The 21293-nt window shown below is 71.0% G+C and carries 19 protein-coding genes; 9 read left to right on the plus strand and 10 right to left on the minus strand.

All coding sequences use genetic code 11. The features are described 5' to 3' along the window. Positions 1-29: 29 nt before the first annotated feature. Entirely contained in the window at positions 30-2153 is a 2124-nt protein-coding gene (locus ACE1OC_RS38120; protein ID WP_407840878.1) for a hypothetical protein, read from the plus strand. A 199-nt stretch (positions 2154-2352) separates the two neighbouring features. Then, positions 2353-2715, plus strand: coding sequence for a transglycosylase family protein (locus tag ACE1OC_RS38125; protein WP_407840879.1), 363 nt, complete (start codon positions 2353-2355; stop codon positions 2713-2715). Positions 2716-2763: 48 nt separating this feature from the next. Here ACE1OC_RS38125 and ACE1OC_RS38130 read toward each other — a convergent pair whose 3' ends face one another. Continuing rightward, entirely contained in the window at positions 2764-3099 is a 336-nt protein-coding gene (locus ACE1OC_RS38130; protein ID WP_407840880.1) for a YbaK/EbsC family protein, read from the minus strand. Between the two features lie 193 nt (positions 3100-3292). On the opposite strand from ACE1OC_RS38130, the gene ACE1OC_RS38135 reads away from it, so the two are divergent. Further along, on the plus strand, positions 3293-3721 hold the full coding sequence (locus ACE1OC_RS38135) for a hypothetical protein (protein ID WP_407840881.1): 429 nt from the start codon (positions 3293-3295) through the stop codon (positions 3719-3721). 109 nt (positions 3722-3830) lie between these two features. Here ACE1OC_RS38135 and ACE1OC_RS38140 read toward each other — a convergent pair whose 3' ends face one another. Then, positions 3831-5630 carry a methyltransferase gene (locus ACE1OC_RS38140; RefSeq protein WP_407840882.1) on the minus strand — a complete coding sequence of 600 codons (1800 nt, stop codon included), beginning with the start codon at positions 5628-5630 and terminating at the stop codon, positions 3831-3833. A gap of 112 nt (positions 5631-5742) precedes the next feature. Continuing rightward, positions 5743-6963: a 4-hydroxybenzoate 3-monooxygenase gene (locus ACE1OC_RS38145; RefSeq protein WP_407840883.1), complete on the minus strand. Its 1221-nt coding sequence runs from the start codon at positions 6961-6963 to the stop codon at positions 5743-5745. A 439-nt stretch (positions 6964-7402) separates the two neighbouring features. Between ACE1OC_RS38145 and ACE1OC_RS38150 the strand changes: the two genes are divergently transcribed. Beyond that, positions 7403-9235: an ATP-binding SpoIIE family protein phosphatase gene (locus tag ACE1OC_RS38150; RefSeq protein WP_407840884.1), complete on the plus strand. Its 1833-nt coding sequence runs from the start codon at positions 7403-7405 to the stop codon at positions 9233-9235. Here the strand turns inward: ACE1OC_RS38150 and ACE1OC_RS38155 are convergent. Continuing rightward, on the minus strand, positions 9232-10725 hold the full coding sequence (locus tag ACE1OC_RS38155) for a carboxylesterase/lipase family protein (RefSeq protein WP_407840885.1): 1494 nt from the start codon (positions 10723-10725) through the stop codon (positions 9232-9234). The two genes, ACE1OC_RS38150 and ACE1OC_RS38155, sit on opposite strands and share 4 nt — an antisense overlap. 100 nt (positions 10726-10825) lie before the next feature. On the opposite strand from ACE1OC_RS38155, the gene ACE1OC_RS38160 reads away from it, so the two are divergent. From ACE1OC_RS38160 to ACE1OC_RS38170, 3 genes are read left to right on the plus strand one after another with little or no spacing between them, the layout of a single operon-like run. Then, positions 10826-11677, plus strand: a complete 852-nt coding sequence (locus ACE1OC_RS38160; protein ID WP_407840886.1) for an MBL fold metallo-hydrolase — start codon at positions 10826-10828, stop codon at positions 11675-11677. Positions 11678-11680: 3 nt separating this feature from the next. After that, positions 11681-12580, plus strand: coding sequence for a LysR family transcriptional regulator (locus ACE1OC_RS38165; protein ID WP_407840887.1), 900 nt, complete (start codon positions 11681-11683; stop codon positions 12578-12580). A gap of 57 nt (positions 12581-12637) precedes the next feature. Continuing rightward, positions 12638-13693 carry a tartrate dehydrogenase gene (locus tag ACE1OC_RS38170; RefSeq protein ID WP_407840888.1) on the plus strand — a complete coding sequence of 352 codons (1056 nt, stop codon included), beginning with the start codon at positions 12638-12640 and terminating at the stop codon, positions 13691-13693. Positions 13694-13774: 81 nt separating this feature from the next. Here ACE1OC_RS38170 and ACE1OC_RS38175 read toward each other — a convergent pair whose 3' ends face one another. Beyond that, entirely contained in the window at positions 13775-13972 is a 198-nt protein-coding gene (locus tag ACE1OC_RS38175; protein ID WP_407840889.1) for a hypothetical protein, read from the minus strand. 515 nt (positions 13973-14487) lie between these two features. Here ACE1OC_RS38175 and ACE1OC_RS38180 point away from each other — a divergent pair. Together ACE1OC_RS38180 and ACE1OC_RS38185 are read left to right on the plus strand one after the other, a co-directional pair. Continuing rightward, positions 14488-15174, plus strand: a complete 687-nt coding sequence (locus ACE1OC_RS38180) for a CAP domain-containing protein (RefSeq protein ID WP_407840890.1) — start codon at positions 14488-14490, stop codon at positions 15172-15174. A gap of 228 nt (positions 15175-15402) precedes the next feature. Further along, complete coding sequence (locus ACE1OC_RS38185; RefSeq protein ID WP_407840891.1) at positions 15403-16080, plus strand: transcriptional regulator; 678 nt, start codon at positions 15403-15405, stop codon at positions 16078-16080. 107 nt (positions 16081-16187) lie between these two features. On the opposite strand, the gene ACE1OC_RS38190 is transcribed toward ACE1OC_RS38185, so the two are convergent. From ACE1OC_RS38190 to ectA, 5 genes are all read right to left on the minus strand, one after another. Next, entirely contained in the window at positions 16188-17633 is a 1446-nt protein-coding gene (locus ACE1OC_RS38190; protein ID WP_407840892.1) for a nucleobase:cation symporter-2 family protein, read from the minus strand. A 355-nt stretch (positions 17634-17988) separates the two neighbouring features. Then, complete coding sequence (gene thpD, locus ACE1OC_RS38195; protein WP_407840893.1) at positions 17989-18891, minus strand: ectoine hydroxylase; 903 nt, start codon at positions 18889-18891, stop codon at positions 17989-17991. 52 nt (positions 18892-18943) lie between these two features. Further along, positions 18944-19348 carry an ectoine synthase gene (locus ACE1OC_RS38200; RefSeq protein WP_407840894.1) on the minus strand — a complete coding sequence of 135 codons (405 nt, stop codon included), beginning with the start codon at positions 19346-19348 and terminating at the stop codon, positions 18944-18946. A gap of 35 nt (positions 19349-19383) precedes the next feature. Beyond that, positions 19384-20652 (minus strand): diaminobutyrate--2-oxoglutarate transaminase, encoded by a 1269-nt coding sequence (ectB, locus tag ACE1OC_RS38205; RefSeq protein ID WP_407840895.1) that lies wholly within the window; start codon positions 20650-20652, stop codon positions 19384-19386. A 127-nt stretch (positions 20653-20779) separates the two neighbouring features. Beyond that, on the minus strand, positions 20780-21265 hold the full coding sequence (gene ectA / locus ACE1OC_RS38210; RefSeq protein WP_407841811.1) for a diaminobutyrate acetyltransferase: 486 nt from the start codon (positions 21263-21265) through the stop codon (positions 20780-20782). Between the last annotated feature and the right edge of the window lie 28 nt (positions 21266-21293).

Raw genomic sequence — 21293 nt, forward strand, 5'->3', positions numbered from 1 at the left:
GTGAAGGAGAAAAGGAGAAAGGGATGGGGATGAACCGACGAAGAGCCCTCGGGCGAAGCCGGTACCTGTTAACCGGCCTGGTCCTCGCTCTGGTCACCCTGCTGCTCGGCCCCTCGGCCGCCGGCGCGTCGGCGGGCCCGCAGTGGTGGGAGCCCGTGGCGCGTCCGGCCCCGGACTCGCAGGTCAACGTCACGGGGGAGCCGTTCACCGGGACCGACGACCGGGGCCGGGTCCGCGGGTACGTCGACGGGCACGTGCACCTGATGTCCGACGAGGGCTTCGGAGGGCGGCTGGTCTGCGGAAAGGCCTTCTCAGCGGCGGGGGCGGCGGACGCGCTCAAGGACTGCCCGGAGCACTACCCGAACGGCGTCCTCGCCCTCTTCGACATGATCACCAAGGGTGGCGACGGCCGACACGACCCCACCGGCTGGCCGACGTTCCGCGACTGGCCGGCCCACGACTCCTCCACCCACCAGCAGACCTACTACGCCTGGGTGGAGCGGGCTTGGCGCGGCGGCCAGCGGATCCTGGTGAACGACATGGTCACCAACGGCGTCATCTGCTCGCTCTACTTCTTCAAGGACCGCGGCTGCGACGAGATGACCGCGATCAGGCTCCAGATCCAGAAGACGTACGAGCTCCAGGACCACGTCGACGCCATGTACGGCGGCGCCGGCAAGGGCTGGTTCCGGGTCGTCACCGAGCCCGGCCAGGCCCGCAAGGTCATCCAGGAGGGCAAGCTCGCCGTGGTCCTCGGGGTCGAGACCTCCGAACCCTTCGGCTGCAAGCAGGTGCTGGACGGTGCCCGCTGCACCATGGCCGACATCGACCGCGGCCTCGACGAACTGCACCGGCTGGGCGTGCGCAGCATGTTCCTGTGCCACAAGTTCGACAACGCGCTGTGCGGCGTCCGATTCGACTCGGGCACCCAGGGCATGGCCATCAACGTCGGCCAGTTCCTGTCGACGGGCACCTTCTGGAGCACGGAGCCCTGTCCCGGCGCCGAGCACGACAACCCGATCGGCTTCGGGCTGTCCGCGGAGGGCCACGAGGAGGCGGGCGCCGCCGTGACGGCCGAGGGCGGCACCTCCCGGGCGGAGGCGGAGGCGGAGGCGGAGGCCCGGATCCGGGGCGCCCTGCCGGAGGGAGCCGAACTGCCGCAGTACGGCGCCTCCTTGCAGGGGGCGCAGTGCAACCGCCGCGGCCTGACGGCCCTGGGCGAGTACGCGGTGCTGGGCATGACCAAGCGCAACATGATGCTGGAGATCGACCACATGAGCGTCAAGGCGGCCGGCCAGGCGCTGCGCGTGCTCGAAGCCGAACGCTACTCCGGCGTGCTCTCCACCCACGGCTGGATGGACGACGGCTGGACCGAACGGGTCTACCGCCTGGGCGGCTTCATCACGGGCCACATGTACGAGGCGCCCGCCTTCGCCGCCGAGGCGCGCAGGCACGCCGCCCTGCGCGCCAAGTACGGTGCCGGGTACGGGATCGGCACCGACATGAACGGCTTCGCCTGGCTCCCCGGCCCCCGGCCGGCGACCGGGAACCCCGTCAGCTACCCCTTCCGCAGCCCCGACGGCGGCTCGGTCCTCGACCGCCAGGTCACCGGCTCGCGCGTCTGGGACGTCAACACCGACGGCGGCGGCACCCACTACGGCCTCGTACCCGACTGGATCGAGGACATCAGGGTCACCGGCGGCCAGGACGTGGTGGACGAGCTCATGCGGGGAGCCGAAGGCTACCTGCGCACGTGGGAGGGAGCCGGCGGCCACACCACCCCGTACGTACCGCTGGTCCGCGGATACCGCCCGCACGCCGGACACCTGGCGTCCTCGCGCCCCTTGCCCGCGGGGTTCACCCACGAGGGGGTCTGGAAGCTGCTGCGGGACCCCGCGCCCGGCACGGTCCGGCTCTACGAGTGCAAGGTGGCGAACCACTCGCTGCTGACTCCCGACCCGGGGTGCGAGGGCCAACAGCCCCTCGGCGCGGTCGGATACGCGTACACCAAGGCGGTGCCGGGCTCGGTCCCCCTCTACCGATGCTACGCACCTTCCGTATTCGACCACTTCGTCTCCAACAGGCCCGACTGCGAAGGGCCTTACGTGAAGGAGGGCCTGCTCGGCCACGTCATGCCGGTGGCTGCGCCGTAGCGACACGGCGCAAAGGTGCCCCCGGTGCGTGCGACCCGGGGGCACTCGTCCGTTCGGGTGGCGTTGTCCCTTTTGGGGTGGTAAGTGCGCCTGGAAGTGCGCCGGTCCGTGCTGTGCTGTGGCCACGGCCCGAAGACGGCCGTATGCGGGCCCGCCCGCTGTTCGCGGCAGGTACGGCCCCAACAGCGAAGGAGGACTGATGTCGCGCTACCCGAAGGACCGGCGAAGCCGGAGCAGGTTCGCCCAACTGCTCTTCTTGGTCATGGTGTTGGCAGTCCCGCTCCTGGACGTCTCCGGGGCCCACGCCGCCGCGGTCCACTCCAAACAGGGCCCCGACTGGGATGCCATCGCCCGGTGTGAATCCGGCGGGAATTGGCGGGCGAACACCGGCAACGGCCATTACGGCGGACTGCAGTTCACCCAGTCGAGCTGGAAGGCGGCCGGAGGCCGCAAGTACGCACCGCGCGCCGATCTCGCCACGAAGGCGGAACAGATCGCCACGGCGAGGAGGCTCGCCAGGGTCCAGGGAATGGGGGCCTGGACCTGCGCCCGGCGCCGCTGACGGACGCGCCCCAACAGGGCGGCTCCGCCGCCCTGTTGGATGGACACATCAGAGGGCGAGGCCTTCGATCAGTTCCGCGCCGGGGATCTCCGTGAACAGCTTCCCGGGCGCGATGAGCTTCCCGCGGCGGCGCCCGCTGCCGATCACCACGTACGGCATGTCGCGGACGGCCGCGTCCACCAGCAGGGGCCGGTCTTCCGGAAGTCCCAGCGGGGTGATGCCGCCGTACTCCATGCCCGTCAGCTCCACCGTCGTCTCCATCGGGGCGAAGGAGACCTTGCGCGCCGTCCAGCCGTCGACCGCTCGTGCCACGGGCGGGGTGAGCTCGGCGAGACAGTCGGGGGCGGGCAGGGCGTTGTCGAAGCGGCCGATGGGAGTGCGCACGGCCGCACGCTAGCACCGCGCCGGCAGGCGTCGCCCGGCGGGCCTCACACCCTGTCTGACCTGCGGTTTCATCCTGAATACCGGTGGGGCGGGAGCACGGTCGCGGATGCGGGCCCGGAGGCCCTGTGTCAGCTTGGAACGAGTGGGGGGCTGGACCGGGGGGCGTCTTCTTCCCCGAAGGGGTGCATCACAGATGAACCGACTTCTCGCCACGGCCGTGAGCACGGCCGCCGCAGCGCTTCTCGTGGCAGGCGGGGCCGCCTCGGCCTTCGCCGCCGCGCCCGCCGACGAGGCGACCGACAAGCTGTGCAGCAGTCTGACCGAACTCAAGGCCGACAACGCGAAGTTGCGCGCGCTCGACCCGGCGACCGCCACCAAGGACCAGATCAAGGACGCACACAAGGCCGTCCAGGACGACTGGAAGACCGTTGCCGAGTCCACCGCGCAGTTCAACGCCGCCCAGAAGGACGCGGTCAAGACCGCGGCCAACGACCTGAAGAAGACGTACGACGACCTGCCCGGCGACACCACCGGCGCCGATGCCCTGACCAAGCTCACCCCGGACCTGCAGAAGCTCGACACGGCCGTCGCGAGCGCCCAGAACGGCCTGCAGTGCGGCTGACGGGCTGACGCGGAACCGCTGATCGGCCGACCCGGATGCACCACCGAGCGGGGCGCGGAAGGGGCGCCCCGCTCGGGCCCGGACCTCGTGAGCGCCCGGTGGGCCTTGCCTACCGGGCCTTGCGGGCGTGCAGGACGTACGCCTCCAGCGGGAGCGGGGTGCGGTCGAGCAGCTCCAGCCCGGCGTCGGCGAGCAGTCGGGCGTAGTGCTCGGCGCGGCGTTCACGACCGCCGACGTTGCACATCATGTGGAGGTCCCAGGCCGTGGCCAGCGACGGGGAACCGTCGGCCGGCAGCAGCCGTTCGATGACCAGCAGGTCGGCGTGGGCGGGCATCGCGCGGGCGCAGTGGCGCAGGATCTCCCGGCACCGGTCGTCGTCCCAGTCGTGCAGGATGCGGGAGAGGACGTACACGTCGCCGCCGTGCGGTACGTCTGCGAAGTCGCCGCTGCGGTAGTCGCAGCGGGCGCCGCAGCCCGCGGAGTCGAGCGCGCGGCGGGCCGCCTCGACGGCGTGCGGGCGCTCGAGGAGCGTGCCCCGCAGCCCCGGGTGTGCGGTCAGGATGCGCCCGAGGAGCTCGCCGTTGCCGCCGGCGACGTCGACCACGGTCCGCGGGGTGGATGTCCGGGCCGCGGCGGTGATCACGGGGTGGGCGGGGAGCGGTTCGAACATCCGCGAGCTGGCGGCCATGGAACGGTCGAAGAGGTCGGCGAGCTCGGGGTCGCGTGCGAAGTGGTCGAAGTGGTTCTCGCCGAAGAGGTGGTCGAAGCCGGGTTGCCCGGTCCGTACGGTGTGGTCGAGGGCGGCGAAGGAACGGTAGAAGGGGCCCGCGTACATCAGGGCCAGGGGGCGCATCGTGTCCGGGGAGTCCGCGCGGAGCAGGGCTCCGAGCCGGGTGAGACGGAAGCTTTCCTCTCCTGCCGTGTCCTCGGCGTCCTCTGCGTGCTCGGCCACCACGTCGAGCATCGTGAGGTAGCGCAGGAGCGTGCCGAGGTTCTCGGGCCGGGTGGCGGTGCGTCGGGCGAGTTCCCCTGTGCTGGTGGCCGCGTGCGGGTCCATCGCGTCGGGCAGGCCCAGGCGTGCGAACGCGGCGAGTGCCTGGGTGGTCCACGCTCCGGTGAGCAGGCGCAGGAGCGTCTCGGCGGGCCGGGAGGCGTCCGGGTGCTCCTGCGGAGCCGCGCGGAGGTGGTCGTCGAGGGCGTCCCGGTGGTCGCCGGGGGTGTAGAGCTCCAGGCGGCGATAGCCGCACGCCCCGGCGGCTGGGGTGATGAAGTAGAGGACGGTGCCGTCCTCGTGCGGGTTGTACCCGCCGCCGTCGGGGCGGGCGCCGTGCCGGGCGAGCACCGCGCACAGGCCGCGCAGCACCAGCGGGTCCGGGTGCTCCAGTTCGAGGGCCAGGTGTGCCTCGTGGCCCCGGGCGCGTTCGTGCGCGGCGAGCGCCCCCAGGTCCGAGTGCGGGGGCACCGCGAGGGCGAACACCTCCACCGCGCGGCGCTCTCCGGCCGGGCCCTCGACGCGGGGGCGCAGGATCCGGACGTCGAGCTCGGCCAGGTCGCGGCGGTGGCGCCGGGCGAGCCGTTCCCGTACGACGACGCTGGGCTGGGACGGGGTGTCTACGGCGAGCCCGCAGTCGGCGAGTCGGCGGCGCAGGTCCTGCGGGTCGGTGGGGAAGAGCAGCAGGCCGGCGTGGGCGAAACGGCAGTGCGGGGCCAGGGACTCCAGTTCGGGGCCGCGCAGGCCGGGCAGCAGGAGGGGCAACAGGGTGGCGGTGTCGTGTTCCCGTACGAAGTCGACGGCCGCGCGCAGGCGGGCCGTGTCGTCGGTCAACGTCGTGCCGTCGGGAAGCATCGTTTCGCCTCGAAGCGGCGATCCGGCGGGGCGCGTCGCTTCTTCGGGGAGGGTCGTCGTCATCGCGGAGGTTCCTCGGGCGGTGCTGGGGCGGATGCTCCGGCGGAGCGGGGCATGGTGGACCGGCTGTGCGGTGATGTGAGCGAGAGGGGGGCGGTACGGGGAAGACCGGCGGTCACACGCCGACGTAGTTCTCGGCGAACCAGTCCTGGTGGGCCCGGGAGGTGCGCAAGGAGTCGAGGCGGGCGCGCCGCAGGGACGCCTGGAAGAACGATCCGCCTGACGGGTCGGAGTCCGGGGCCGGGATCGCGTGCAGCAGCCCGGTCATCCACTGGGTGAACTCCTGTGCGCGCCAGATGCGCGCCAGGCATTGCGCCGAGTAGCGGTCCAGGGCCGCGTCGTCTCCTGCGGCGAGGGTCTCGGCGAGTGCTCCGGCCAAGATCTCCGCCTCCAGTACGGCGAGGTTCGCGCCCTTCGCGGCGGCCGGCGCGGTCAGGCTCGCGGCGTCGCCGGCGAGCAGGAGCGAGCCGTGGCGCAGGGGTTCGATCACGTCGCACGCAAGGTCGACGACGCCGCGCTCGATGATCGGCCCCCTGCGCAGCGGACCGTGCTCCGCGGCGCGCATCCGCAGGTCGAGTTCGTCCCAGATCCGTTCCTCGGACCAGGCATCGGCGGATGCGCCGCGCCGGTACTGGAGGTAGTACCGCGTGACCTGCGGGCTGCGGGCCATGTGGCCGGCGAAGCCGCGGTCGTGGACGGCGTAGCCGACGGCGTCGAGGCTGGGCGGAGCTTCGGCGAGCAGGCCGAGCCAACTCACTCCGTGGTCGTGGTGCTGGCGGACCGCGGTGGGCGGCAACGAGCGGCGGGACGCTCCGTGGCGGCCGTCGCAGCCGGCGACGTACCGGGCGTCCCATCGGGCGGGCCGGCCGTCCGGCTCCCGGGTGGTGACGTACGGCCGGGCGCCGTCGGCATCGTGGACCGACAGTGCCTCGGTCTCGAAGTGGATCCTGCCACCGGCGTCGAGGTAGTGCGTCAGGAGGTCCGTGACCAGGTTCTGCTGCGGGTAGACGGTGTGCACCTCGCCCCGGCCCAGGGAGCCGTAGTCGAGGCGGAAGCGGCCGTCCCCGGTACGGAACTCGCACGTACCGTGGGTACGTCCGTGCCGGTGCAGCCCGTCGGCGAGGCCGTGGCGGTCCAGGATCCGTACGGTGTTCGGCGCGAGGAAACCGGCCCGGGCCCGGGTCTGGACGTGTGAGCGGTCGGCGCGTTCCAGAACGACACAGTCGATCCCGGCGGCGAGCAGGAGGTTGGCGAGCACCAGGCCGGCAGGGCCGGCACCGAGCACGACCACATCGGCCGCGGTGCTTAAGCGTCGACAATTCTGACTTTCTGTCATGGCGCGGGAATCATAAGCACGGAAAAAGCCGAGGAAGATCACAAATCACCCACATGGAGCAATGGGGTGACAATCTGCCCGTGCGGCGCCTCGGGTCGCGGTGCGGGTCTCCGGGTCGCCGGGTCCGGCCTCGGGGTCGATACTGAAGGTCACGGTGCGTGGAGGCGACATGCGTGAACCGGAGCGTCGCGGCCCGAGGCGGGCCTCGGTGCCCGTCAGCCCTGTCAGCCAAACGGCGGCAGTCGTACTGGACGACGCAGGCGTGGTCCTCGCGCGGTCGCAGTGGGCCGCGACGCTGCTGGAATGCGCGCCGGGCCGGACGTGTGCGCCCTTGCTGGGAGTGCTCCCGCGAGCCGGGTCCGAGGGGCGACCGGGCGGGCGCCTGGTCACCATTCCGGGTGATCGCGATGGCGGGGACGGCGGCGATGCGCGTCACGCGGTGACACTGGTCTGCACCGTCGTACGGCTGGCAGCCCGCACCCCGGGCGGTTCCGGCGCCGAGGCACAGTGGCTGGTCCTGGTCACCCCGTCGGAAACCGAGGCGGAGGCGGCCGAGCGCGATGCGGGGCGACGCCGGAAGGGGCTGTCCCACGCCACCGCCGCGGGCATCGGCACCTCCCTGGACGTGTCCGAGATGGCCGAGACCCTCGTGAATCTGCTCGTCCCCGATTTCGCCGACCTGGCGACCGTCGACATCGCCGAACAGGTGCTGGTGGGCGACGAGCCCCCGCACCTCGACACCAGCGGTGACGTCCGCCTGCGCCGGATCGCCGCCGCACAGAGCCCGGAGATATCCGCCGAGGACCTCCTGGCGGTGGGAGAGGCACTTCCCCCGGTGGCGGACAACGCGTTGATGCGTCCCCTCATGAAGGGGCTGCCCGTGCTGGTCCCGGACGTCGCCGTCCTGTACGAGAAGCTCGGCGTGGACCCGCAGAGCCTGCCGTTGTTCGTCCCGAGCGGGGCGCACTCCTCCGTGGCGGTGCCGCTCTACGCGCGCGGTCTGATCCTCGGCTGCGTCACCGTCTGGCGCAGTCAGCTGCCCTCCGCATTCGGCGAGGAGGACGCCGCCCTCCTGCACGACGTCGTCTCCCGGGCCGCCCTCGGCGTGGACAACGCGCGCCGCTACACCAAGGAACACCAGTCGGTACTGGCCCTGCAGCGAAGCCTGCTGCCGCGCTCGGCCCTGGACTCCACCGCCGCGGAAACCGTGGGCGTCTGCCAGCCGGCGGGCGGCGGTCTGGGGGTCGGCGGGGACTGGTTCGACGTGATCCCGCTGCCGTCGTTGCGCGTCGCGTTCGTCGTCGGGGACGTCGTCGGCCACGGCCTCGATGCCACCACGGCCATGGCGCGCCTGCGGACCGCGGTGCAGACCCTCGCCGACCTCGATCTGGACCCGGGTGAGCTCCTCACGCACGTGGACGACCTGGTGCTCGGTCTGTCCAGCGAGGAGACGGCAGGCGATTCCCGCTCCGAGACGGCGGTGCTCGGCGCGACCTGCCTGTACGCCGTCTACGACCCGGTGACGAGGAAATGCGCCGCGGCCACGGCGGGACATCCGCCGCCGGCCCTGCTGGCGCCCGGTGAGGAGCCGGTCTTCGTCGCCACGGTGCCGGGACCGCCCCTGGGGGTCGGCGGGATGCCCTTCGAGGTGACGGAGTTCGACGTACGGCCCGGAAGCACGCTCGCGTTCTTCACGGACGGGCTCGTCGAGAGCCGCGGCGGCGACATCGAGGAGGGGATGGAGAGGCTGCGGAGCGCACTGTCCGGCGCGGACTCGAGCCGGACCCTGGGCGAGATCGGCCAGGGCATTTTCGACAGCGTGCTGCCTCCCGAGCCCTCCGACGACGTCGCCCTGTTGCTCGCCCGACCCCATGTCCTCGCGTCCGATCAGGTCGCCGAGTGGGAGCTCGAAGCCGACCTGTCCCTCGTCGCGCAAGCCCGTGAGCTGGTGGTCGGCCAGCTGTCCAGCTGGCAGTTGGACGAACTGGGCTTCGTGACGGAGCTCGTCGCGAGCGAGCTGGTCACGAACGCGATCCGCTACGCCGGGGGACCGGTCGGGCTCCGCCTCATCCGCGACAGAGTGCTCGTCTGCGAGGTGTCCGACCCCAGTAGCACGCAGCCGCGCCTGCGCCGGGCACGGGAGTCGGACGAAGGCGGGCGCGGCCTGTTCCTGGTGGCCCAGCTCACCGACCGGTGGGGCTGCCGGTTCACCGGTACCGGGAAGACGATCTGGACGGAGCAGCCCATAGGCGGGGCCGGACCCCTCGCCTAAGTTCCTGCGGCCCCGAAGCGCATCGTGGCGCGCGAGCGCAGGTCGTACCGCTCCCAGTGCGGCATGGCCGGGTGGTTGGGGTCGCCGGTGCGCACGAAGGAGATCCAGGCCCGGTGCACGCTCCGGGCGAGGGCGTCCCTGGTCCGGACGTCCATCCCCGTCAGGAACGGCGCGTGCGACCACGCGTCGAAATTGTCGAACACGAACGGCAGGTCCAGGCAGTGCGGAGCACCCAGCCGACCGTCGTGTGCGGGGGTGGGGAAAGCGAACTCGTACGTCCAGACCGGGCGGCCTCGTACCGCCCGCGCTTCGGCGAACGCCAGGGTGGGCTTCCTGAACAGCTCGTCGGTGGCCAGGTCGATGAGAACGTCGACCGGGCGGCCACCCGGGCGGGCGGCCTCGTACGCCGCGTAGGCCTCGGCCGCGTCGTCGCCGAAACTGTCCCGCGCCCGCCGGAGCACCTGTTCCCTGGTCGTCGACGCGTACGCCTCGCCCAGCGCGAAGACGAAAGCGGACTCTTCCGCGGTCCAGCCGATGAGCACGTCGATGGCCGCGCCGGGACCGTCGAGCAGGTTCTCGACCGGTTGCCGCGCCGCCGTCACGCCGTCGAGGACCGGCATGAACGGCGCCGTCCAGTGCCCCCATTCCGCGGTGGCCGCGAGGAGTCCGGCGGTGGCTTCGACCAGTCGCGGCCACGGCAGCGTCCGCAGATCATCCCCGTCCTTCGCTCCTACGATCTCCCGATAGGCGGCGGTGCGGGCCCGGGCCTCGGCGGGCGTGGCGAGGGGCATGGCGAGCGGGACGCTCTGGAGGATGGCCCGACGGAAGAGCCGGCCGTCACCGGCGTGGCCCGCGAGCGCCGCCGTGGACAGGGCGCCGGCGGACTGGCCGGCGACGGTGACGTTGCCGGGATCCCCGCCGAAGGCGGCGATGTTGTCCTGCACCCAACGCAGCGCCGCGAGTTGGTCGGTGAGCCAGACGTTGCCGCCCCCGGTGTCCTCCGTGTCTTCCGAGCCGTCCGTCGAAGCGAAGTGCAGCAGGCCGAGCGGTCCGAGCCGGTAGTTGAGGTTCACCACCACCAGGTCGCCGTCCCGCGCGAACGTCTCGCCCGAGTAGTTCGGCATCGCCCCGGACCCGGAGATGAAGGCGCCGCCGTGGATCCAGACCAGGACGGGACGGCGGGCGTCGTCGATGCCGGGGGACCACACGTTGAGTGTCAGGCAGTCCTCGTCGAAGGGCGCGAAGCCGTGCCCGCCGAGCATCGGGTCGACCTCGCGGACGATCTGCGGCGCACTCGGACCGTACGCCGTCGCGTCGAGGGTGCCGGTCCACCCCTGGTGCGGCTGCGCGGGGCGCCATCGAAGGGGCCCGACGGGCGGCGCCGCGTACGGCACGCCCTTGAACACGGCCAGGCCGTCCTCGACGATGCCGCGGACCGGGCCCGATCGCGTGTGCACGACGGGCGCGGTGCGGTCCTGAGCGAAAGCCATCCAGGGCGTCCTTCCGGTGCGGGGGATCGAGAGACCCACGGTATTGCGCATTTCTTGCGAACGTCAATATTCTTCGATCCTTCGTCAAGGGGAGGCTCGCATGGCGGCGTGGCACATCGGTACGACGGTGATCCACAAGGTGCTGGAGGCGGAACTCGACGTACCGCTCTCGGGGGTCCTGCGGACGGACGACAGCGCGCTCCTGGAGAGGTACCCGTGGCCCGCCCCCGACTTCGGCAGGGCCGACGGCACCTTCGTGCTCTCGGTCCACGGGCTGGTCGTGGACACCGGTGCGCGCCGGATGCTCGTGGACACCTGCGTGGGCAACGCCCGGCCGTCGGTGCCGTTCCTGCCCATGCTGGACTCGACATGGCTCGAAGACCTCGCCGCCCTCGGCTACCCTCCGGAGTCGATCGACACGGTGGTGTGCACCCACCTCCACTTCGATCACATCGGGTGGAACACGCGCCTGGTGGACGGGAAGTGGGTGCCCACCTTCCCCCGTGCACGCCATCTCGTCACCCGGGTGGAGTGGGACCACTGGGCCGACGACGCGGCCGCCGACCTCCACGACACGATGCGGCCCTTGATCGATGCGGGTCTCGTCGACTTCGTCGGGAACGACCACCGGGTCGGTGACGGCGTGCGGCTGGAAGCCGCCCCCGGGCACACCCCGGGCCAGGTCGCGGTCGTGATCGAATCCGGCGGCGAACGCGCCGTGATCACCGGTGACCTCGTGCACCATCCGGTGCAGTTCACCGAACCGGACCTGGCCGGCCTCGCCGACGCCGATGCGGCGCAGGCCGCTGCCACCCGGCGGGCGTTCGTCGACCGGTACGCCGACACGGGAACGCTCGTGATCGGCACCCACTTCCCCGCGCCCACGGCCGGCCTGCTCCGGCGCGGAGGCGACGGGGGCGTGCGCTTCGTCGCGGACGACGGCCGGCGCTGAGCCGTGGACTTCCGGCAGCTGACGTACTTCCTCGCCATCGTGGACCACGGCGGCTTCACCCGCGCGGCCGCGGCGCTCTACGTGTCCCAGCCGTCCCTGTCGCAGGCGATCCACGTCCTGGAGCGGGACGTGGGCAGCAGCCTGTTCCACCGGATGGGCAGGAAAGTGGTCCTCACCGAGGCCGGCGCCGCGCTGGTCGCGCCGGCGCGCGACGCCCTGCACGCCCTGGAGCTGGCCAGGGCCGGCGTCGGCGCCGTCCGGGAGCTGCGCGCCGGCCGTCTGGAGATCGCCGCGATGGCCTCACCCACGATCGAGCCCCTCAGTACCATGCTCCAGCGCTTCACCGAGCGCTTTCCGGCGGTGTCGATCGCCCTGCGCGTAGCCCTCACCCGCGAGGACGTGGTCGAGAGGGTGCGTACGGGAGGCTGTGAACTCGGGCTACTGACCACCACCACCTCGTCGCCACTGCCGTGCGCGGACGTCGTCCCGCACCACGTCGGAGAGCACCGGCTCGTCCTGGTCACCCCGCCGGACGGCCCGTTCCCGGCCGGCCGAGCCGTGCGACGCGAACAGCTCGAAGGGCGCCGCCTGATCGTCGGGCAGCGGGGGACCGGGATCCGCGCCTACGTCGACGACCTGAAGGCGCAGGGCATCGACGTCGGCATCGCGGTGGAGACCGAACACCGCATGGCCTTCCTGCCGTTGGTGCTCGGAGGCGTCGGACTGGCGGTGGTGACGGAATCCTGGACCGGCTTGGCGGAGCGGGCGGGAGCCCTCGTCCTCGACCTGGAACCGGCCTGCGTCCAGCGCAACGTCCTGTTGAGCCGCAAGGCGCAGCCGACACCGGCTGCCCGCGCCTTCCTCGATCTCGCCGTCCCACCGGCTCATAGGAGCAGCCTATGAGTCACATCGGGGATGCGTGTTGGACCCGGACGGTCCCCGATTGCTGGAATGCGAGCCATGACGAACCACGACATCGCCCTCATCCCCGGCGACGGCATAGGCGCCGAAGTCCTTCCGGCGGCATGCGAGGTCCTCGACACCGTCGGGAAGCGCCACGGCATCACCTTCGCCTACGAGCAGTTCGACTGGTCCTGCGAGCGCTACCTGCACCACGGGTCGATGATGCCCGAGGACGGACTGGAGCAGCTGCGCCGTCACGACGCGATCCTGCTCGGCGCCGTCGGCTACCCGGGTGTGCCGGACCACGTCTCCCTGTGGGGACTGCTCATCCCGATCCGCCGGGCCTTCAAGCAGTACGTGAACCTCCGCCCCATCCGCGTGTTCGACGGTCTTCCCAGCCCCGTTCGCGCGGCCGTGCCCGGCGAGGTCGACTTCGTGGTCGTCCGGGAGAACACCGAAGGCGAGTACAGCGAGATCGGCGGTCGGATGAACCGCGGGTTCCCCGATGACATGGCCGTCCAGCAGGCCGTGTTCACGCGCGCGGGTGTGACCCGGATCCTCGAGTTCGCCTTCCGCCTCGCCGAACGGCGCGGCGGCCCCCTCACCTCGGCGACGAAGTCCAACGGCATCGTGCACACCATGCCGTTCTGGGACGAGCTGGTGGCCGAGCGTGCCGCCGAGCACCCCACGGTCGAGTGGAACCAGGAGCACATCGACGCACTGGCCGCCAAGTTCGTGCTCGACCCCGCGCGCTTCGACGTCGTCGTCGCGTCCAACCTCTTCGGGGACATCCTCAGCGACCTGGCGGCGGCAGTGGCCGGCGGCATCGGCATCGCCCCGTCGGCCAACCTCAACCCCGAGGGCGAGTACCCGTCCATGTTCGAGCCGGTCCACGGATCGGCCCCCGACATCGCAGGGCAGGGCATCGCCAATCCGATCGGCGCGATCTGGTCCGCCGCCATGATGCTCGACCACCTCGGCCACCCCCGGGCCGCTGCCGAGATCACCGGTGCCATCGCCCGCGTCCTGGCCACCACGCCGGTACGCACCCGCGACCTCGGCGGCAGCGCCTCCACCGCCGCGTTCACCTCCGCCGTCCTCCAGCACCTCTGACGGGACACGGAGCACCGAGGCCGGGCCGTGCGGTACGCCCGCCGGAGCGAGGGATCCGGTCGCTTCACCCTGCCCCACAGGTCAGGGCGGGCTGTGCCTCGGTGCGTGCCGCGCAGGACGTGGGTCGGTCTCGGGCAGCAGCCCGAGCATGTCCAGCAGCAGCGCCAGCTCGCTCGCGTCGGCGGCCCGTGAGGCGACGAAGCGGCGCGCTGCCGCACGGTCGGTGGTCCCGGAGTACGCCAGGAGGGCCGGCTCGTCACAACCAAAGGGATCCTTCACTCGGCCGATCCCACCACGCCGTCCCGTTCTGCGCATGCGCAGTGGGCCGCTTGATCGACCGGCGTCCGAGTGGGAGGGGTTCTTCGGTGAGCGCGGCGCACGGACGGGAGCGCCGTCGCCGGTCGGTTCCTGCATCGAGTCGTGACATGCGTCACGGTCCGCATGCCGCCCTGCGGGCCTCCGCGGAGATCCATTGCCTCGGCACATTTCAGGCTATGTCCCTGTTTGGCGTTGACATGCCGTACTCCGACAGAAACGGAATCTGGCACTCCTTTTTCTCCGGCTCCAACAGGGCTGGCGGGGATGGATTCTGGCGGTGGGCCAGGCGGCTTCCGGGGTGGCCGCGAGAAGGGGATGCACGATCTTCGGGCTGTTTCAAGCGGTGTCCTGAAGGTCCCGCGCGTCCGCGTGGGGGCCGCTTGCCAGGCCGCGGGAGGGCTTCTAAGAATGGCGATTCCTCCGGCGCCTTCGCGGTCCGGCGCCGGGAGCTTCGCGATCACCGAGTGAGGTCCCGCATGAAGAAGCACCGTAAGAACTCGCACCACCGGAAGATAGTCATCGCCGTCGGGGCCATGGCCCTCGTGGCCGTACCCACCACGGCCATGGCCTGCCTCGACCCGCAGGCGACCGACCGGATGCGGCCCGTCGCGGCCGGGCAGGACGGCCGTCCCTGGTACGGCGACCCCGCCGCGCAGCAGCCGGTGGAGCAGCCCGTCGAGCAGCCCGTCGAGATCGCGCCTCCCGTGCAGACCGGGGCGCAGCAGCCGGTGGACTCGTCCGCCGAGCCGGCCGCACCCCCCGGGCCCTCGGACTCCGCGGCGCCCTCCGGTGCCCTGGCCGAGGTCCTGGCGCTGGTCAACAAGGAGCGGGCCGTGGTCGGGTGCCCCGTACTGACCGTGAACGAGAAGCTCGCGAAGGCCGCGCAGGACCACAGTGAGGACATGGCCGCCCACTCCAACATGTCCCACACCGGCTCGGACGGCTCCGACCCGGGTCAGCGGATCACCCGCGCCGGGTACCAGTGGCGTTCGTACGCCGAGAACGTCGCGTACGGCTACCCCACCGCCGCCCAGGTCATGGAGGGCTGGATGAACAGCCCGGGCCACAAGCGGAACATCCTCGACTGCGGCCTGAAGGAGATCGGCATCGGCCTCGCGCAGCCCGGCCAGTACTGGACGCAGGACTTCGGCACCACCCGCTGAACACGCTGTGACGTCGCGACCACCTCCTTACCGCCTCGAATGGCCTTTGAATTGAAGGGGATGGGGCAGTTTCGACCTTCTTAACGTCTGTTAGTGTGCCCGCGCTTGGTGTTCGTCCATCATTCCGTTTCCCCTCGCGCGCGGAGCGTCCGAGGGGTGTTGCGAGGTGTCTTGTACGTGTACAGCGCTCCGTTTTCCCCTGTCGAGGCCAGATCCGCGCGAGCCCGCATGGGCCTGACCGTGACCCAGGTGGCCGCCTCCATGGCGTCCTGCGGGACCCCGGTCGACCCCGAGCTGGTCCTGGCATGGGAGCGGGGCTCCCACGTGCCCTCCGACCAGCACCTCTTCGCGCTGGCCGATGTGCTGTGGTGCGACACGGTCACCCTCATGGGCACCGGGCCGAGGACGCTCGTCGAGTTCCGGCTGGCTCGCCGGCTCGGCGTGGAGGGGCTGGCGCACCGCCTGGGCATGGAGCCGTCCGAGTACCGCGCGGCCGAGTCGGCACGGCAGTGGCACGGTGACGCCCGGCAGACGCGGGTTCTGGTGGAGGCCTTGGGGCTGTCCTTGCGCAAGCTGACCGGGATCGTGGGCCGGGACGGCGAGTTGGAGGACCATCTGCGGTCGGCCATCGCGGGGCGGTGGAAGGTGCATGTCGATCCCGTGGTGGAGATCGTCGCTGTGGACGCGACGAGCGTGGGCGATGCGCTGCGAACGATGCACGGGGAGTTCTCCGAGTTCTCCGAGTTCTCCGAGCGGTACATGGGCAACCTCGTGGCCCGCAACGACGACTCACGGCTCAAGGAGATCGCAGCGGAGCGCGCGGCGTACCTGCGCCGTCTGGCCGACCGGTTCTGGGAGTTGGTCGGCGAAGAGGGCGGGGCCCAGACCCTCGGGCTGGACGGCTGAGACCGAGTACGGCGGCGCTCGCGCGCCGTGGCAGCGCAGCAAGGCCGGGCGGCGGGGAATCCGCTCCGGCCTTGCTGTCACGGTAGGCGAGTCACCGGGTCGGCCGGTCAGTGGGAGAGTGCTCCCGTGCCCGGACGGGCGATGGCGTCGTCCTCCATGTCGTCCCAGTCGATGTCCATCGTGCTGCGGCTGGTGAAGACGTTGAAGATCAGGTTCAGGGCGATGGCCGTGAGGGCACCCAGGGTGATCCCGCTGTCGAGTACGGCCCGGACGCCGTCCGGCATGCGGTCGAAGAACGGCGCGACCGTGGTCGGCAGCAGTGCGGCGCCGAGACTGACCGCCAGGATCAGGGTGTTCCGCTCCTCGCGCAGATCCGCCTTGCCCAGGATCTGGACGCCGACCGCGGCGACGATGCCGAACATGGAGACCGCCGCCCCGCCCAGTACCGGGTGGGGGATCGAGGCGACGAGGCTGCCCGCCTTCGGCAGCAGTCCGAGGGCGATCATGAACACGCCCGCCGCCACCACCACATAGCGGCTCATGATCCTGGACATGCGGACGAGGCCGATGTTCTCCGCGAACGCCACGTACGGGAACGAGTTGAGGACGCCGCCCAGTACCGTCGCCGCGCCGTCGGCGCGCAGGGCCCGCGCGACCGTGTCGGCGTCGACCTTCTTGCGGGTGATCTCCCCGATGGCGTAGACGTCCCCGGTGGTCTCCACCATCGTGATCAGCATGACGACGAGCATCGCGACGATCGGGAACAGCTCGAACCGGGGCATGCCGTAGTGGAACGGTGTGGTGACCCCGAGCCAGTCCGCCTGCTCCACCACACCGAAATCGACGTCACCGAGGATCCACGCGACCGTCGTGCCCGCCACGAGCCCGAGCAGGACGGCGAGGCTGCTGAGGAGCGGTTTGCCGACCCGGACCAGGATCAGGATGAAGAGCAGGGTGCCGAGTCCGTACGCGAGGTTCCTCGGAGATCCGTAGTCGGGTGTGCCGATGAGGTGCGCGCCGCCGGCCGCGTCCTGGAGGGCCACGGGTATCAGGGTGATGCCGATGATGGTGAGGACGGTGCCGATGACGACCGGCGGGAAGTACTTCACCAGCTTGCTGAAGAGCGGGGCGAACAGGAAGGTGGCGATGCCCGCCGTGATCACCGCTCCGTAGACGACGAGCAGCCCTGCGGTACCGCCGCCCGCCCCCGTGCCGATGGCGATCATGGGGGAGACCGCCGTGAAGGTCACGCCTTGGACCAACGGCAGCCTGGCGCCGACCTTCCAGACCCCGAGGGCCTGGATGATCGAGGCCACGCCGCAGGTCAGGAGGTCCGCGTTGATGAGGTGGACGAGCTCCTCGCGGGTGAGTCCGAGGGCGTTGCCGAGGAGGACCGGGACGATGACGGCCGCGGCGTAGAACGCGAGCACGTGCTGGAAGCCGTACAGGGCGAGCCTGGGGATCGGGAGGAGCTCGTCGACGGGGTGTGTCGTGTGCCGGGAGGAGCGCTGTGGGGAGGACTGCCGGGAGGACTGTCGGGGCATTCTTGCCATCTCTGCCTTGCCTTCACGAGGTAGGTGAATGAGAAAACCGCCGCTCTCCAGCCCTGGATGACAGGGCGAGGGCAGGTCGGCTCGCACGGAGCCGACGCCGGGCGGTGTTGCCGACAGCACGTCGCTCTGCAGGTACATGTGTCCCGAGTTGGCAGGACGTCCTTCGATCGATGGATCGGATCACGGGTTGATCATTGGATCCGAAGGGATTTCGACCGGAGGGCGCTCACCATAGCCAAAGGTGGGGTTTCCTCGCGAGTAACCGGAGTCAGACTTCTCATTTCACCTGCGGGGCGCCGCCCGCCCCGGCAGGCAGTGCCGGGGCGGGCGGGCCGGGTCGCGTCGGCCGGGTGCGTCAGCGCACTGGGGTGAAGTCCTGTGAGGCGATGTACTTGGGGCGGCGCACCGGAGCGGCGAAGGGCTTCGCGGGGCGGTTCTCGACGCTGTTGAAGACGAGGAACACGTTGCTGCGCGGGTAGGGCGTGATGTTGTCACCCGAGCCGTGCATCGCGTTGCAGTCGAACCAGGTGGCCGAGCCCGCCTTGCCGGTGAAGACCTTGATGCCGCAGGCCGAGGCGAACTTGGTCAGTGCCTCGTCCGACGGGGTGCCCGCGTCCTGCATCTGGAGGGACCTCTTGTAGTTGTCCTTCGGCGTCGCACCGGCACAGCCCAGGAAGCTCCGGTGGGAGCCGGGCATGATCATCAGGCCGCCGTTGGTGGTGTAGTTGGGCGTCAGGGCGATGGACACCGACACGGTCCGCATGTGCGGCAGGCCGTCCTCGGCGTGCCAGGTCTCGAAATCGGAGTGCCAGTAGAAGCCGCTGGCTCCGAAACCGGGCTTGACGTTGATCCGGGACTGGTGCACGTACACGTCGGAGCCCAGGATCTGTCGCGCGCGCCCCACGACGCGCGGATCGGAGGCGAGGCCCGCGAACACCTCGCTGATCCGGTGGACTTCGAACACGGAGCGCACTTCCCGGGACTTCGGCTCCACGATGGAACGGTCGTCGGCGAGCGTCGAGGGGTCACGGAGCAGCCGGTCCATCTCGGCCCGGTAGACGTCCGTCTCGTCGGGCGTGATGAGTTCGTCGACGGACAGGAAGCCGTCGCGCTCGTAACTCTCCAGCTCGTGGGCCCATATCGGGCCCGGTGTGCCGGGCTCGGACCAGACGACGGGGTCCACGCGGCCGGTGAGCACCTCCTCGGAGCCCCGGGTCGGATACAGGTCCTTCGCCGTGCGGGTGGATGCGTAGGTCATGGTGGTGCCTGCCTCTCCTCTCTGTTCTCTGCTCTTCGTACGTGTCCGCGACTCAGCCGTCATCGGGCTCGGTGAGCAGCGGGTACACGCCGTTCTCGTCGTGGTCCTCGCGGCCGGTGACCGGCGGGTTGAAGACGCAGAGGCAACGGAATTCGTGCTTCACGCGCAGGGTGTGCCGCTCGTGGCCGTCCAGGAGGTACATGGTTCCCGGCGTGATCGTGTGGGTCAGACCCGTCTCCTCGTCGGTGAGTTCGGCCTCCCCCTCCGTGCAGACCACGGCCTCCACGTGGTTCGCGTACCACATGGACGTCTCGGTGCCGGCGTACAGGACGGTCTCGTGCAGGGAGAAGCCGACGCGTTCCTTGGCCAGGACGATGCGCTTGCTCTCCCAGGTGCCGGATGCCGCCCTGACGTGGCGGTCGGTTCCCTCGAGGTCCCGGAACGAGCGGACGATCATGGGGGTGCCCTTCGTGGTGGGTGGCGGGGCGCCGGTCAGGCGGTTTCGCGGACGGAGCGGGCGAGGATGTCGAGGCCCTCGTCGAGTTCGTCGGCGGTGACGGTGAGCGGCGGGAGCAGCTTCACGACCTCGCCCTCGGGGCCCGAGGTCTCGATGAGGAGACCGTGCTCGAAAGCCCTCCGGCTCACCGCCGCCGCACGCTCCTTGTGGGCGAACTCGATGCCCCAGACCAGTCCGCGGCCGCGGTACGTGGCGCCGAGCCGGGCGTGCTCGGCGCACAGCTCGCGCAGCGCGCCCTCGACGTGCCCGCCCTGGGCGAGGGTCCGCTCGCGCAGGACGCCGTCGGCCCAGTAGGTCTCCAGGGCGGCCGTCGCGGTGACGAAGGCCGGATTGTTGCCGCGGAAGGTGCCGTTGTGCTCGCCCGGCTCCCAGAGGTCGAGTTCGGGCTTGAACAGACACAGGGACATGGGGAGTCCGTATCCGCTGATGGACTTCGACAGCGTGACGATGTCGGGCGTGATGCCCGCCTCCTCGAAGGAGAAGAACTCGCCGGTCCGGCCGCAGCCCATCTGGATGTCGTCGACGATCAGCAGCATGTCGCGGCGCCGGCACAGGTCCGCGAGGGCGCGGAGCCATTCCGCGCGCGCCACGTTGATCCCGCCCTCGCCCTGGATCGTCTCGACGATGACCGCCGCCGGGTGGTTGAGGCCGGATCCCTGGTCTTCCAACAGGCGCTCGAACCAGAGGAAGTCGGGGACCCGGCCACCGAGGTAGTTGTCGAAGGGCATCGGGGTGCCGTGGACCAGGGGGACACCGGCGCCGGCCCGTTTGAAGGCGTTGCCCGTGACGGCGAGGGAGCCGAGCGACATGCCGTGGAAGGCGTTGGTGAAGGACACGACCGACTCGCGGCCCTTGGCCTTGCGCGCCAGCTTGAGCGCCGCTTCGACGGCGTTGGTCCCGGTGGGCCCCGGGAACATCACCTTGTAGTTCAGTGCGCGGGGTTCGAGGACGTGGGACCGGAAGGTCTCGAGGAAGGACCGCTTGGCGGTCGTCGCCATGTCGAGCCCGTGCGTGATGCCGTCCCGCTCCAGGTAGTCGAGCAGGGCCCGCTTCAGGACGGGGTTGTTGTGCCCGTAGTTCAAGGACCCGGCGCCCGCGAAGAAGTCCAGGTAGCCGCTGCCGTGTTCGTCGTACAGCCGGCTTCCCGTGGCGTGCTCGAAGACGACGGGCCAGGCGCGGCAGTAGCTGCGCACCTCGGACTCCAGGGTCTCGAAGACGGACAGGACCGGCTCGGTCATGGTCAAGGGAACTCTCCAATGAGCGTGGGGGTGTTCGGTGCGGGTGGTTCGGTACGAGGGTGTGCGGCACGGGGGTGTGCGGCCCGGGGCGTGCGGCACGGGGGCGGGCATGCCCGGGGCGTGCGGGCCGGGGTCAGAAGGGGAGCGGCCCGATGCGGTGCAGGACCTCCGGGGCGTACCCGCGGTCCGGGAACTCCTCCGGGGCGAACAGCACTTCGCGCGTGAGCGTGGCGCCGTGCCGCGCGGCGTACGAGGCGAACAGTCGCTCCGACGCGAGGTTGCCGGGGGAGATGGTGGTCTCCAGGGAGCTCAGTCCGTGTTCTGCCGCCACGCGGGCGGAGAGGCCGTCGAGCAGGGCCCCGGCGATGCCCAGGCCCCGGACGGACTCGTCGACGGCGATCTGCCAGACGAGCAGGGTGCCCGGGCTCTCGGGCCGCAGGTATCCGCTGACGAATCCGACGGCACGCCCGGACGCGTCGCGGGCCACCGCGGAGGTGCCGGCGAAGTCACGGCACCAGAGGAGATAGCTGTAGGCCGAGTTGAGGTCCAGCGTCCCGGAGTCGCGGGCGAGGCGCCACAGCAGGCGGCCGTCGCCCGGGCGGGGGCGGTCGATGCGCATCGTCGGGGTGGACGGGTTGGTCCGGGTG

Origin of the sequence: Streptomyces stoeckheimensis (genome assembly GCF_045822005.1) — a bacterium.
In the GTDB taxonomy this organism is placed as follows: Bacteria; Actinomycetota; Actinomycetes; order Streptomycetales; family Streptomycetaceae; genus Streptomyces; species Streptomyces stoeckheimensis.